This is a genomic window from Onishia taeanensis, assembly GCF_013349955.1.
GTDB classification, from domain to species: domain Bacteria; phylum Pseudomonadota; class Gammaproteobacteria; order Pseudomonadales; family Halomonadaceae; genus Onishia; species Onishia taeanensis_B.
In genome coordinates this window covers 293185-306546 of sequence record NZ_JABVXC010000004.1, presented here as the reverse complement: position 1 = coordinate 306546, position 13362 = coordinate 293185, and the positions used below count along the sequence as shown (strand labels likewise).

The following is a 13362-nucleotide window of genomic DNA, read 5'->3' as shown; positions in this document are numbered from 1 at the left end:
TGAGGTGATGAAGGTATGGCAGATCAAGCACCCTGAGTTATTTACCAAGCGGGTGGTTAATCACACGGGACCCGACATATAGCGATCTTTCATCATCACGTTTTTTGCAAGCCATCTTCAGGTTATTGCTTGGGGTAGCATCTGGGTTCGCTAATAGCTGACTAATAATTACCGAGTGATCATTTTCTCCACTCACGCTGGTCTTTAGCTACTCCTGAGTATAGAAGCGCCGGGTCGCCGTGCCGTGCGGAAATGGCGTTTTTCACCCATTCTCTGATGGAAGTCGGCTTTTATATGCAGAGTGACTGGGGTGATGAGCGAACGCAGGGGGCGCTGATGTGGCAGGTGATCAAGTCGGTGCTGGCGGCTTTCTTCGGGGTGCAGAAGGAGCAGCAGCGCAAGAAGGACTTCGAAGAGGGCAAGCCGGTCGCTTTTATTATCGTTGGGCTGCTGATGGCGCTGGTGCTGGTGGTGGGCGTCTTCATGCTGGCCATGAGCGCGGCAGACTAGGCAAGGCCGGGGCGGGGTGAGCACCTGGATGGCGTCCGAGCGAGAGACCCTACTAACGTTGATGGCTGCGTTTAGTGATTGCGCATACCCTGAATAAGGATATCTCGTCAACCTTTCTATACTCATCTTTGTCGTGGCTCGCTTGAGCCATGGCGGACCCTGGCTTCAGCCGTAGGTCAAAGATGTCTGGGAAGTCTGAGAAGTTCGGAACGTCAGGGACGTCAGAAGTGCGGGCGGCGTGCTCACAATGACCGTGACCAGATAGACAAGGAGGAGCCGATGCGCAATTTGCCTGGTGTGGTGGCAGCCGTTGGCGGTAGCGTCTGGCTGACACGTTCGACCCTGGTCCATGGCTGGAACATGCCGCTTGGTGTGACGGCCCTGAGTCGCGATATCCACGGCTTGCACATGACGATCTTCTGGATCTGTGTGGTGATCGGCGTCGTCGTCTTCGGTGTGATGTTCTACTCCCTCTTCCGCTACCGTCGCTCGAAGGGCGCCAAAGCCTCTCTTTTCCACGAAAACACCAAGGTTGAAGTGATCTGGACGGCGGTTCCCTTGCTGATTCTGATCGGCATGGCACTGCCGGCGACCGCCACCCTCAAGCAGATGTATGACGCCAAAGATGCCGATCTGGACGTGATGGTCACGGGGCAGCAGTGGCGCTGGCACTATGAATACCTGGGCGAGGACGTTGCCTTTACCTCCAACCTCACCACGCCTCGCGATCAGATCGATGGCCTCGCTGCCAAGGGCGAGAATTACCTGCTCGAAGTTGACGAGCCGCTGGTGCTGCCGGTGGGGCGGAAGGTGCGTTTCCTGCTGACCTCTGATGATGTGGTGCACTCCTGGTGGGTGCCTGACCTCGCCGTCAAGCAGGACGCCATTCCCGGTTTCGTCAACGAAAACTGGGTGCGCATCGAAACGCCCGGAACCTATCGCGGCCAGTGCACCGAACTATGTGGGCGTAATCATGGCTTCATGCCGGTGGTGGTCGAAGCAATGGAACCCGAAGCCTTCGATAGCTGGCTCGCCGAACGCAAGCAGGCCGCGGCCAGGGAAGCCAGCGGCGTTGATCGTGAGTGGACCATGGACGAACTGATGTCCCGTGGCCAGCAGGTCTATGAGTCGATCTGTGCCTCTTGCCATCAGGTCGATGGCTCGGGGAGTCCGCCGGTCTTCCCGGCATTGACCAACAATCCTGCCCTGATAGCCGAGCGGGACCGGCACATCGCTACCGTCATCAACGGGGTGGCGGGTAAGCCGATGCCTGCCTTCAGCAGTAGCCTGAGCCCGGTGGAGATTGCCGCCGTGATTACCTATGAGCGCAATGCCTGGGGCAACGATACCGGGGATAGCGTGCAGCCGTCGGAGATTCAGGCAAGGCTCGAATAGCCGGCCTGACGGCTCTTGTTCGCGACGCCCGCGTCGCGATCACCCGAATGACAGGAGATACCGATGGCGCCCAAGCTACCTCCACAGTTACCACCACAGAATCGTGTCGAGCAGGCCGGTGATGCCTCGGGAACGGCGGGTCATGCCGACGCAGGCTACCACCACGGCCCCAAAGGCCTGCTGCGCTGGCTGTTGACCACCAATCACAAGGAGATCGGTACGCTCTACCTGATCTTCTCGCTGAGCATGTTTTTCATTGGCGGGATTTTCGCGCTGGTGGTGCGTGCCGAGCTCTTCCAACCCGGCCTGCAGCTCGTGCAGCCGGAGTTCTTCAACCAGATGACCACCATGCATGGGCTGATCATGGTGTTCGGTGCGGTCATGCCGGGGTTCGTGGGTCTTGCCAACTGGATGATTCCCTTGCAGATCGGGGCGCCAGACATGGCGCTGCCGCGGCTCAACAATTTCAGCTTCTGGCTGTTGCCGGTCGCCTTCACGCTGCTGCTGTCGACGCTGCTGATGCCGGGCGGTGGGCCCAACTTCGGCTGGACCTTCTATGCGCCGCTGTCGACCACCTACTCGCCGCCATCCACGACCTTCTTCATTCTCTCGCTGCATATGGCGGGCATCAGTTCGATCCTGGGGGCCATCAATATTATCGCCACCATCCTCAATTTGCGTGCCCCGGGCATGCGCATGATGGATATGCCGCTGTTCGTCTGGACCTGGCTGATCACGGCCTTCCTGCTGATCGCGGTGATGCCGGTACTGGCCGGTGTCATCACCATGATGCTGCTGGATATCAACTTCGGCACCAGCTTCTTCAATGCTGCGGGCGGCGGCGATCCGGTGATGTTCCAGCATATCTTCTGGTTCTTCGGCCATCCCGAGGTCTACATCATGATTCTGCCGGCGTTCGGTATCGTCTCGGCCATCATCCCGACCTTCGCTCGCAAGCGGCTGTTCGGCTACGCCTCGATGGTCTATGCGACGTCCTCGATTGCCATCCTGTCGTTTCTGGTCTGGGCGCATCACATGTTCGCCGTCGGCCTGCCGCTGGTCGCCGAACTGTTCTTCATGTACACCACCATGCTGATTGCGGTGCCGACCGGGGTGAAGGTGTTCAACTGGATCGCCACGCTATTCCAGGGCTCGATTTCCTTCGAGACGCCGATGCTGTTCGCGCTGGCTTTCGTGGTGCTGTTCAGTATTGGCGGCTTCTCCGGCCTGATGCTGGCGATTGCACCGGCCGACTTCCAGTATCACGACACCTACTTCGTCGTCGCGCATTTCCACTATGTGCTGGTGCCGGGGGCGGTCTTCGCCATCATGGCCGCCGTCTACTATTGGCTGCCCAAGTGGACCGGTCATTACCCCAATGAACGGCTCGGCCGCTGGCATTTCTGGACCTCGGTCGTGGGGGTGAACCTGACCTTCTTCCCCATGCATTTCTCTGGGCTGGCCGGCATGCCGCGTCGCATACCTGACTACGCGCTGCAGTTTGCCGACTTCAACATGGCCTCGAGCATCGGTGCCTTGCTGTTCGGCACCTCGCAGCTGCTGTTCGTGTTGATGATCATCAAGTGCGTGCGCGGCGGCGAGAAGGCCCCGGCCAAGGCCTGGGACGGTGCCGTGGACCTTGAGTGGACGGTGCCGAGTCCCGCGCCGTTGCACACCTTCGAGACGCCGCCACGATTCCAGCATCAAGAGCATTAACACCAGAAGCATTAAAGCCTGCCTGGGCGTTGGTGCGGGGTATCTAGCCAGAGTTATTAGGCAGGGTTATTAGGAAGGGTTATCTGAGCAGAGTTGTCTGCGCAGGGGTATCTGGGCTGGTGAGGGAGGAAGGCTCATGACAGGAGTGCAGCGCACGGTAACGCGCACATTGGTGGTCCTGCTGGCGATGTTCGTCTTCGCCTTTGCTCTGGTGCCCCTGTATGACGCCTTCTGTCGGGTGACAGGCATCAACGGCAAGGTCGAGAACACCGCTCAGGCCCTGATCCGCGACAGCATCGATGAGTCCCGTGTGATTACCGTGCAGTTCATCACCCGAGGCAGCCCCGGGCTTCCCTGGAAGCTCGAGGTGCTCGACCGTCAGGTGCGTGTCCATCCCGGCGCGGCCACCGAGGTCCATTTTGCTTTCACCAATCATGGTAAACAGGCGGGCTGGGGGCGGGCGGTGCCCAGCGTGTCACCCTCAGAGGCGTCGCTATATATGCGCAAGGTGACCTGCTTCTGTTTTCAGGAGCAGCGACTCGACGCCGGTGAGCGCTATGAGGCGCCGCTGGTCTTCCAATTGACCCGCGACCTGCCCGACGACATCAAGACGGTGACGCTGGTCTACACCCTGTATCCGGTAGATGACAAGACGCTGGCCGCTAAGGTCTTGGCCAATGAGGCCCCGGCCATTGTCGTTCCAGGAATTGCCGTTCCAGGAGGTGAAGCATGAGTGGCAGCTACTACGTTCCCCCGCAGAGCAAATGGCCGGCGCTGGGATCTTTGGCCTTAGGGGTCATGATGGTAAGCCTCGGCATGCAGTTGGTTCATGGCACTGGTGGGCTGGTCATGACACTGGGCATGGCGGCAGTACTGGCGGTGATGTGGCTGTGGTTTCGCGATGTGGTCCGTGAGTCTCGCCAGGGCCTGTACGACGCGCAGATGGATCGTTCCTTTCGCTGGGGAATGGGCTGGTTCATTTTCTCGGAAGTGATGTTCTTCGCTGCTTTCTTCGGTGCGCTTTTCTATGTGCGAGTGTTTGCCGTGCCATGGCTGGATGGCGAGGGCGCCAAGGGGGTGGCGGCGCTTCTGTGGCCTGATTTTACGGCCAGCTGGCCGCTGATGAATCCACCCAGTGATGCCATTAGCGGGCCGCGGGAGGTGGTGAGTCCCTGGCAACTACCGCTGGTGAATACGATTTTTCTGGTCACCTCCAGCGTCACCCTGACGATCGCCCATGAAGCCCTGAAGGAAGGGTACCGGAAGACAACCCGAAACTGGTTGATCGGTACCGTTCTGCTGGGGGGGTGCTTCCTGGTCGTTCAGGGCATCGAGTACTACGAGGCCTACCACCACTACGGCATCACGCTGCAGGCGGGTATCTATGGTTCGACCTTCTTTCTGTTGACCGGTTTTCACGGCGCCCATGTCACCATCGGTGCCATAACCTTGGCCGTGATGCTGATGCGGGTGATGCAGGGGCATTTTAGTCGTGAGGACCACTTTGGTTTCGAAGCGGCCGCCTGGTACTGGCACTTCGTCGATGTGGTCTGGATTGGCCTGTTCATCTTCGTATACGTCTTCTGAGCCCCGCGCCTGTTGAGCCGTGGGGAGTTGGAGGCTTGAGGGCGTGAGAGTTCGTGAGAAGCCGCTGATTCAGGGGCTCGCCAAGTCGCCGAAATAGAAGCCGTAGGTCAGAAGGGCGAATAGCAGCACAGCAAGGGTGACGCGCAGCTTGAGGGATATCAGCAAACGGCGAGAATGTCCCTGATCGCGCAACAGGAATCCGGCGCCGGCCGCCAAGCTTGCGACCATGCAGATAAATACCAGTGTGATCAGGGCTTTCAACATGAGGGGCACCGTGAGTCAGAACCCTTTCAGTTCAAGCAAGCGCGCCCCGACTGTCAAGGTCGTCCTGATGTGGTGGGGCTTCTGGAGCCTGCTGGTGATATTGGGACTTTCGCTGGGGCAATGGCAGTGGCAGCGCGCCGCAGAGAAGGAGGCGTATTTGGCAGCGCTTGCTGCGGCGCCCACGCTGGTATCGCCGCATGAGGCACCACCGGAAGGCGCGACACTGATTCTCGAGGGGCGCTATCAGGCCGATGAGACTCGCTTTCTGGACAACCGGACCCATGAAGGTGAATTGGGCGTGGCGGCCTTGACGCCTTTGCGGGGTGCAGACGGGCGACTGTGGTTGATCGAGCGTGGCTTTATGCCCACCGGTGTCAGCCGTGAGACGCCCTCGGTGACCACCCCCCGAGGAACGGTCACCCTCAAAGGGCACTGGCAGCAGGATGGCAAACGGGCGCCGGTGTTTGGTGCCAATCAGGAAGGGCTGAGGCTGCAGCGGATTCAACTCGATGCCTGGAAGAGCTTGGGTGGCTTTGCCCAGGCGGGTTGGCTGCATCTCGAGGAGGGGCCCGGCCTGTTGAAGCCGTGGTGGGAGCCCAGCGTGCTGCCGCCCAGTCGCCACCTGGGCTATGCCGTGCAATGGTGGGGGCTGGCGGCTGCCGCCCTGGTGGTGATGCTGTTGGGTGGACGGCGCATGCGGCGAGCTCGTCAGTCTGAACCTGTATCCGAACGCGTACCCGAACAGATATCGGAGCATGTGTCCGAGGACCTTCAAGCTTCCGGTCGGCAGGAGTCTTAGCCATGACGTACGTTAACCGCCAGCGCCTGAAACTGCTGACACTGATAGCCGTCTTTGCTCTGCCACTGTTGGTGGCCTGGGTGATGGTGGAGTGGCGTGTGGGCATTCCCGATGCGCGCACGGCACATGGCGAACTCAAGCCCGAGGTGCCATCTCTTGATGCCTGGCCGCTAGAAGGGACTAGGCCGCCGGCGATGGACGATGACTGGCTGCTGGCCTTTGACTGCACGCTTGACTGCGACCGGGTGGCGGACCAGTGGTGGCGTTTGCACCGCGCGCTCGGTAAAGAAGCGACCCGCGTTCGCCGCCTGCGTATCGATCCTGCCGCCCAGGTCAGCGCCGAGGCTCTTCCCGGTGAAACCCGGCTTCGCTGGGCTCAAGAGCCTGATTGGCAGGTCCCAGGTCAGGTCTGGATCGTTAGCCCGCAAGGCCAGGCGGTACTGGGCTATCGTGCTGGCGTCGACCCCTATGACGTACTCGATGATCTCAAGCAGCTGTTGCGCATGAACCCTGAGCCCGTGGTCAAGGTGAACGGCTAGCCCGGCGAGCATGATGCAGCAGAGGGATGAGAGGTATGTAGAGAGGCATGTAGAGAAGGATGAGATTGCTCCAGGACAGGAGGTGACCATGTCGCAGCATGATCTCAGGCTGAGCCTGCTCATTCGGTTGAGCCGGTTAGGTATTGCCTTCACGGTGGCTGTCATTCTGATGGGCGCCTTCACCAGGCTCATGGACGCTGGGCTGGGTTGCCCAGACTGGCCTGGTTGTTATGGCCACTGGGCCGTGCCAGATTCTGGCGTGGCCGAATCTCATCCTTCGGCAGTGCCTTTGGAACCTCTCAAAGCCTGGCTCGAAATGGTCCACCGTTATCTGGCCACGATGCTTGGTGGGCTGGTGTTGATGATGCTGGCGCTGGGCTGGTCGCGGCGCAAGCGTCCGGGGTACCCCTGGCATATCACGCTTGGCCTGCTGGCTGTCATTCTGGTGCAGGGGGCCTTCGGTGCCTTTACCGTCACGCTACGGCTATGGCCGCAGGTGGTCACGCTACACTTGCTGGGTGGCCTGGTGGTGATGCTGCTGTTCCTATGGCTACACCTCAGGTTAGGCGTTACGGCGATCAGTGCGCATCCCGCGAAACGAGCACTTCCTAGGCTTTCACACTGGTGGGGCGTCGCCGCTTTGCTGCTGGCGGTTCAGCTGGCACTGGGTGGCTGGACCTCGAGTAATTATGCGGGTATTGCCTGTCAGGGCTTTCCGACCTGCAACGGTCAGTGGTTGCCGGCAATGGACTGGAGTGAGGGCTTTCATCTGACGCAGCGCGTGGGGCCTGAGTATCTTTACGGTCAATTGCATGCCGATGCGCGAACCACGATTCACCTGGCGCACCGGTTCGGAGCTCTGGCTTTGGGGTTGAGCCTGGTGTTGCTGGCTGCCCGTCACTGGCGTGAACCGCGCCTGCGCCCTTGGATGGCTGGCATGTTGGCCGCCTATGGGCTCCAAGTGGGGCTGGGCATTGCCAATGTGGTCTGGTGGCTGCCTTTGGGGCTGGCGCTGGCGCATACGGCCGGTGCGGTACTGCTGGCGCTGACCATGGCGTTGGCTGCCTGGCAGGCCAAAGTGGGGACGTCACTGGTTGGCTTGCCGCAAACGCGGGATCAAGAGCAGGCAACGGGTGAATGCGTGATAATTTTATCAGCGCCTCAACGTCATCGTTCGAGTGGACTTGGTGAGGGCGTGACTTGAGCGCTATCGGCAAGCATGACGACATCGCCCGGCCGTGAGGCCGGGCGATGTCGTTCGATCGTGCGGAATGGCGGTCATTAAAGTCGGCAATCTGCTGAGGCCCTCGCAATAAGGCGCCGATGGTAGGCAGGCGTGCATTTCAGCCTCACTCTGCGTTAAGCAAGTGCCTTCTAGGGCTTGGCAGCGTTGGGTTGCTGGCAGTCAGGCACGTACAATGCCCCTCTTTATGCGATAAACAGCGAGAGGCGACGACATGAGTGAGACGATGGCTTGGGTAGTGGCGGGCCTCGCGGTAGTGATTCTGGCAGGTCTTGGCGCCTATGCATTCACTCTCTGGAAGGAAGTGCGGCGGCGTGAAGCCTTCAAGCGGGATGAGGTCGAGCGGGCCAATCAGCAGTGCCTGTCCAGCCTTGATGCGATCGCGCGCTCGATGATCAGCCGCCAGGTCGACCTGGTCGAGGGCTCGCTGCGCTGTAAGGTCTTGCTCGAAATCATTGATCCAGCCCTGTTGCAGCGCGATGGTTTCCAGGTGTTCGCGGTTGTACATGAACGTACTGAGCATCTGCATACTCATTCCGCCCGCAATGCGCTGAGTCTCAAGGAGCGCCTCGACGAAGACCGGCAACGCATGGCCGTTGAGGATGAGTTCGAGACTGCGCTCATCGAGGCGGCTCGGGGTGTGCTCTCCTTCAAGGAGCGCTGGCCAGAAAGCGGCAACTAATGCGGACGTTTGCCTGTGCCCTTACCCTTGAGTCACCTGGTCGGTGGTAAGTCGCGTGAGCTTGGCGTTGAGTGCCGCTCAGGATTGTGTTTGTCTCTATTAGGAGACACTTGATTATGTCCAATGTCTAGCTGAATATCCTGTGATGTGCTTATCTTTGGTAAGGATTCGAAATGATGGGCTTTTCTGCAGCTTGATGTTAAGTTCCAGTGTTTCGTAACGCCGTTGGCGGGCATCGCCGTGATGCAAATAAGAAGGAGTCTTGCATGAAGAAGTCAACAACAGGTTTGCTGCTTGGTTCAGCGCTGGTAATCGGTCTATCCGGTTGCGCGAGCTCGGCTTCACAGTCCTCGGGTGGCATGGCGAACGATGATGCCTGGTACCAGAGCCCATTCGTTTGTGCTGTCGCGGGCGGCCTGATTGGTGGCGGTATCGGTTACGCGTCGAGCAGCGAGTCCGACGAGGACAAGGGCGCAGCCATTGGTAGCACCGCAGGCGCCACTATCGGCGGCATGCTATGTGCCAATCCCAAGCCGGCCGAGCCGCAGTGCCCGACATTTGGCGGCACAGTGCCGGCAGGCGTGGCCACCAATTCCGAAGGCTGTCCGCTCGACTCTGACGGTGACGGTGTCTATGACTACCGCGACCAGTGCCCGGGCACGCCGACCGGTGTTGAAGTAGATGCCAAGGGCTGTCCGTTGGACTCCGACGCCGATGGCGTGCCGGACTACATGGACCAGTGCCCTGACACCCCGGCAGGTGCCAAGGTCAATGCCCTGGGCTGTGAAGCTGACCTGGTGCTGGAAGACGTCAACTTCGAGTTCGACTCTGCCAAGCTGACCATGGGCGCCGAGAGCATTCTCTCTGACGTGGCGGAAAAGCTGGCGGCTAACCCGGAAGCTCGCGTGCGCCTGGAAGGGCACACCGATTCCATCGGCTCTGACAGCTATAACAAAGAGCTTTCCCAGCGTCGCGCCGACTCGGTCAAGGCGTTCCTGGCAAGCGAGGGCATTGATGCCGATCGCATGAACGCAATCGGCTATGGCGAAGAGCAGCCGGTCGCTACCAACGACACTGAAGCTGGTCGCGCGCAGAACCGTCGCGTTGAGCTCGGTGAGTGGGAGTGAGGCACTGAATCATTGATGTATTGATTCAGGCTGGTCTGACGAGGGGTGCCATTGGCACCCCTCGTTTCGTTATGGCCTGACGTTGCGTTATGTCCTTGGCCCGAAGGCTTCCAGCATGGGCCACAGAGCCTGTCACGGCTGGACGCGCCTTGCCTGCCCCTGCTAATGTGCGCTGCTGTCTAGATCGGGTCTTTATGCCTTTCTAGAGGCGGTGTCCGTACACACTGCCACCCCCGTATTCATTCATTTCAGCCTGTCGCATGTCGTCCCTGGTATGGATGACCACTGCGCTCAAGGATGCCCGCAATGCCAATCGTTACCCTGCCTGACGGCAGCCAGAGAACCTTTGAAGCGCCGCTTTCGGTGATGCAGCTGGCCGAGTCTATTGGTCCCGGCCTGGCCAAGGCCTGTGTGGCCGGCAAGATCGATGATGTGCTGGTGGATGCCGCCGATATCATCGATCATGACGCCAAGGTTGCTATCCTGACCGCGCGCGACGAGGAAGGCCTCGAGGTGATTCGTCACTCCTGTGCCCACCTGATCGGTCATGCCGTCAAGCAGCTTTACCCCGAGGCCAAGATGGCGATCGGCCCGGTGATCGATGACGGTTTTTATTACGACATCGATTTCGGCCGTTCCGCCACGCCTGAAGACCTCGAGGCCATCGAGGCGCGCATGAAGGTGCTTATCGAGGAGGGCTATGACGTCGTTCGCGAGTACGTCGATCGTGACAAGGCGATGCTGACCTTCCTCCACCGTGAAGAGCCCTTCAAGCAGGAGCTGGTGCGTGGGATTCCCGAGGGCGAAACCATTCGCCTCTATCATCACCAGGAATATATCGACATGTGCCGCGGGCCGCATGTGCCGAACACTTCGCACCTCAAGGCCTTCAAGCTGACCAAGCTTGCTGGCGCCTACTGGCGGGGCAGTGCCGAGAACCCGATGCTGACCCGCATCTACGGCACCGCCTGGGGTGACAAGAAGCAGCTCAAGGCCTATCTCAAGCGCCTCGAGGAAGCCGAGAAGCGTGACCACCGCAAGCTGGCGCGCAAGATGGACCTCTTCCATATCCAGGAAGAGGCGCCGGGCATGGTGTTCTGGCACCCTAACGGCTGGACTATCTATCAAGCGCTCGAGCAATACATGCGTCGAGTGCAGATCGAGCACGGCTACCAGGAAATCAAGACACCTCAGGTCGTTGACCTGTCGCTGTGGAAGGCGTCCGGACACTGGGGGCACTATTCCGACCTGATGTTCACGACCGAGTCGGAAAAGCGCGAGTATGCCGTCAAGCCGATGAACTGCCCGTGCCACGTTCAGGTCTTCAACCAGGGCCTGAAGAGCTACCGTGATCTGCCGCTGCGTCTGGCCGAGTTCGGCAGCTGCCATCGCAATGAGCCGTCGGGCTCCCTGCATGGCCTGATGCGCGTGCGTGGCTTCACCCAGGACGATGCGCACATTTTCTGCACCGAAAAGCAGATCCAGTCGGAGGCGGAAGACTTCATCGCCCTGACGCTCAAGGTTTACAAGGAGCTGGGCTTCGAGGACGTCGAGCTCAAGCTGTCGACTCGCCCGGAAGGCTTCATGGGTGAGCCGGATCTCTGGGATCGTGCCGAGGCCGGTCTCGAAGCCGCCTTGAATGCCACCGGTCTCGACTGGGAGCTTCAGCCAGGCGAGGGCGCTTTCTACGGGCCCAAGATCGAGTTTGCGCTGCGTGATTGCTTGAATCGCGTATGGCAGTGCGGCACCCTCCAGCTCGACTTCAACCTGCCGGGTCGCCTTGGTGCACAGTTCGTCGATGAAGATGGTGCACGCAAGACCCCTGTCATGCTGCATCGTGCGATTCTTGGGTCCTTCGAGCGTTTCCTTGGTATCCTTATCGAGCACTATGCCGGGGCCATGCCGCTATGGCTGGCGCCGGAGCAGGTAGTGGTCATGACGATCACGGATTCGCAGCGTGATTTCGCACAAGATGTGGTCAATCGCCTGCAGAAAGTCGGTCTTCGTGCCAAGGCGGACTTGAGGAACGAGAAGATCGGCTTTAAAATCCGTGAACATACGTTGCAGAAGGTTCCGTATCTTCTCGTAGTAGGGGATAAGGAAGTCGAGGCCGATGCGGTTGCCGTTCGCACCCGCACCGGTGAAGACCTCGGCTCATTGAAGGTCGATGACCTGATCGCCAAGCTCAACGACGAGCGGTGATCACTACGACGTCAACCAACACGGAGATGTAACGATCAAGAGAAATACTCAGCGCGGCCGTCCTCAGGACAAGCGCCCTCCAATGAACGAGCGTATCAGCGAAGACCAAGTCCGCCTCATCGGTATCGAAGGTGAGCAGCTTGGGATTGTGTCCACCAGTGATGCCTTGGAACAGGCGGAAGCGGCTGGTATGGACCTCGTGCAGATCTCCAATGCCGATCCGATCGTGTGTAAGATCATGGATTACGGCAAATTCGTCTTCGAGCAGAAGAAGCAGAAAGCTGCTCAGAAGAAGAAGACCAAGCAGATCCAGGTCAAGGAAGTTAAATTCCGGCCTGGCACCGACGAGGGCGACTATCAGGTCAAGCTGAAAAACCTGATCCGTTTCCTCGAAGGTGGCGACAAGGGCAAGGTCACGCTGCGTTTTCGCGGCCGTGAGATGGCCCACCAGGACATCGGCCGCAAGCTGATGGAACGGGTAGCCAAAGATCTCGAAGATCTGGCGAACGTAGAGTCTTTCCCGAAGATGGAAGGCCGCCAGATGATCATGATCCTTGCCCCCAAGAAGAAGTGATCCAAAGGCAGTTGAACGGGTGTCGGTCGGGAGTTGATCTCGGCCGGCACCGGCCTTGGGTTTTCTGAAGAACCTCGAGCGGAGTTTTCCCTCATGCCGAAAATCAAGAGCAACAGTGGCGCTGCCAAGCGCTTCAAGAAGACGGCCAACGGCTTCAAGCACAAGCAGTCGTTCCGTAGCCACATCCTGACCAAGAAGACCACCAAGCGTAAGCGTCAGCTGCGTGGGATGAAGCAGATCCACGCCTCCGATGTGCCGCTGATTCAGCGCATGCTGCCGAATCTGTAAGCGACGCTGGTAGACCACTTTTTAACGTCAGGAGAAAGCTATGACACGTGTCAAGCGTGGCGTCGTTGCACGTCGCCGTCACAAGAAGATCATGAAGCAGGCCAAAGGCTACTACGGTGCGCGTTCACGCGTCTTCCGCGTAGCCAAGCAGGCCGTTATCAAAGCTGGCCAGTACGCCTACCGTGACCGTCGCGTCCGTAAGCGTCAGTTCCGTGCGCTGTGGATTGCGCGTATCAACGCTGCTGCCCGCAACAACGGCCTGTCCTACAGCCGCTTCATCGCTGGCCTCAAGCAGGCCGGTATCGAGATCGACCGCAAGGTGCTTGCCGATCTCGCCGTTCACGAAAAGGCCGCCTTTGCCGCTATCGTCGAGAAGGCCAAGGCTGCTCACTGAGTGAACTGATCGTTTCGACGTGCCGGTGCAACACGATGCCTC

Annotated in this window: 15 protein-coding genes; 14 read left to right on the top strand and 1 reads right to left on the bottom strand. The window is 59.5% G+C overall.

Features of this window, described 5'->3' with window-relative positions; translation table 11 throughout:
- Window positions 1-252 precede the first annotated feature (252 nt).
- The 5 genes from HUS66_RS07860 (at window position 253) to HUS66_RS07840 (ending at window position 5208) form a co-directional block, all read left to right on the top strand.
- Window positions 253-510, top strand: a complete 258-nt coding sequence (locus HUS66_RS07860; RefSeq protein ID WP_254628735.1) for a DUF2970 domain-containing protein — start codon at window positions 253-255, stop codon at window positions 508-510.
- A 279-nt stretch (window positions 511-789) separates the two neighbouring features.
- The gene (gene coxB, locus HUS66_RS07855) at window positions 790-1905 is read left to right on the top strand and encodes a cytochrome c oxidase subunit II (RefSeq protein WP_175070355.1); all 1116 of its coding nucleotides are present in this window, start codon (window positions 790-792) and stop codon (window positions 1903-1905) included.
- 63 nt (window positions 1906-1968) lie between these two features.
- Complete coding sequence (ctaD, locus tag HUS66_RS07850; RefSeq protein WP_175070354.1) at window positions 1969-3621, top strand: cytochrome c oxidase subunit I; 1653 nt, start codon at window positions 1969-1971, stop codon at window positions 3619-3621.
- Between the two features lie 136 nt (window positions 3622-3757).
- Window positions 3758-4354 (top strand): cytochrome c oxidase assembly protein, encoded by a 597-nt coding sequence (locus tag HUS66_RS07845; protein ID WP_175070353.1) that lies wholly within the window; start codon window positions 3758-3760, stop codon window positions 4352-4354.
- Window positions 4351-5208 carry a cytochrome c oxidase subunit 3 gene (locus HUS66_RS07840; protein ID WP_175070352.1) on the top strand — a complete coding sequence of 286 codons (858 nt, stop codon included), beginning with the start codon at window positions 4351-4353 and terminating at the stop codon, window positions 5206-5208. Before HUS66_RS07845 ends, HUS66_RS07840 begins: the two co-directional genes overlap by 4 nt.
- 69 nt (window positions 5209-5277) lie before the next feature.
- Here HUS66_RS07840 and HUS66_RS07835 read toward each other — a convergent pair whose 3' ends face one another.
- Window positions 5278-5472 (bottom strand): DUF2909 domain-containing protein, encoded by a 195-nt coding sequence (locus HUS66_RS07835; protein ID WP_175070351.1) that lies wholly within the window; start codon window positions 5470-5472, stop codon window positions 5278-5280.
- A gap of 10 nt (window positions 5473-5482) precedes the next feature.
- Here HUS66_RS07835 and HUS66_RS07830 point away from each other — a divergent pair, with 10 nt between their 5' ends.
- From HUS66_RS07830 to rplT, 9 genes are all read left to right on the top strand, one after another.
- Complete coding sequence (locus HUS66_RS07830) at window positions 5483-6271, top strand: SURF1 family protein (RefSeq protein WP_282848430.1); 789 nt, start codon at window positions 5483-5485, stop codon at window positions 6269-6271.
- A gap of 2 nt (window positions 6272-6273) precedes the next feature.
- Complete coding sequence (locus HUS66_RS07825; RefSeq protein ID WP_175070349.1) at window positions 6274-6810, top strand: hypothetical protein; 537 nt, start codon at window positions 6274-6276, stop codon at window positions 6808-6810.
- Between the two features lie 88 nt (window positions 6811-6898).
- Window positions 6899-8014 carry a COX15/CtaA family protein gene (locus HUS66_RS07820; RefSeq protein WP_175070348.1) on the top strand — a complete coding sequence of 372 codons (1116 nt, stop codon included), beginning with the start codon at window positions 6899-6901 and terminating at the stop codon, window positions 8012-8014.
- 253 nt (window positions 8015-8267) lie between these two features.
- Window positions 8268-8735 carry a DUF2489 domain-containing protein gene (locus tag HUS66_RS07815; RefSeq protein WP_175070347.1) on the top strand — a complete coding sequence of 156 codons (468 nt, stop codon included), beginning with the start codon at window positions 8268-8270 and terminating at the stop codon, window positions 8733-8735.
- A 266-nt stretch (window positions 8736-9001) separates the two neighbouring features.
- Window positions 9002-9862 carry an OmpA family protein gene (locus HUS66_RS07810; RefSeq protein ID WP_175070346.1) on the top strand — a complete coding sequence of 287 codons (861 nt, stop codon included), beginning with the start codon at window positions 9002-9004 and terminating at the stop codon, window positions 9860-9862.
- Between the two features lie 306 nt (window positions 9863-10168).
- A complete protein-coding gene (gene thrS / locus HUS66_RS07805; protein ID WP_175070345.1) occupies window positions 10169-12064 on the top strand; it encodes a threonine--tRNA ligase in 1896 nt (631 codons plus the stop codon).
- A 34-nt stretch (window positions 12065-12098) separates the two neighbouring features.
- Window positions 12099-12638: a translation initiation factor IF-3 gene (gene infC, locus HUS66_RS07800; protein WP_281241757.1), complete on the top strand. Its 540-nt coding sequence runs from the start codon at window positions 12099-12101 to the stop codon at window positions 12636-12638.
- A gap of 93 nt (window positions 12639-12731) precedes the next feature.
- Window positions 12732-12926 carry a 50S ribosomal protein L35 gene (gene rpmI, locus HUS66_RS07795; RefSeq protein ID WP_092524139.1) on the top strand — a complete coding sequence of 65 codons (195 nt, stop codon included), beginning with the start codon at window positions 12732-12734 and terminating at the stop codon, window positions 12924-12926.
- Window positions 12927-12966: 40 nt separating this feature from the next.
- Window positions 12967-13320, top strand: coding sequence for a 50S ribosomal protein L20 (gene rplT / locus HUS66_RS07790; protein ID WP_175070344.1), 354 nt, complete (start codon window positions 12967-12969; stop codon window positions 13318-13320).
- The last annotated feature ends 42 nt before the right edge of the window (window positions 13321-13362 follow it).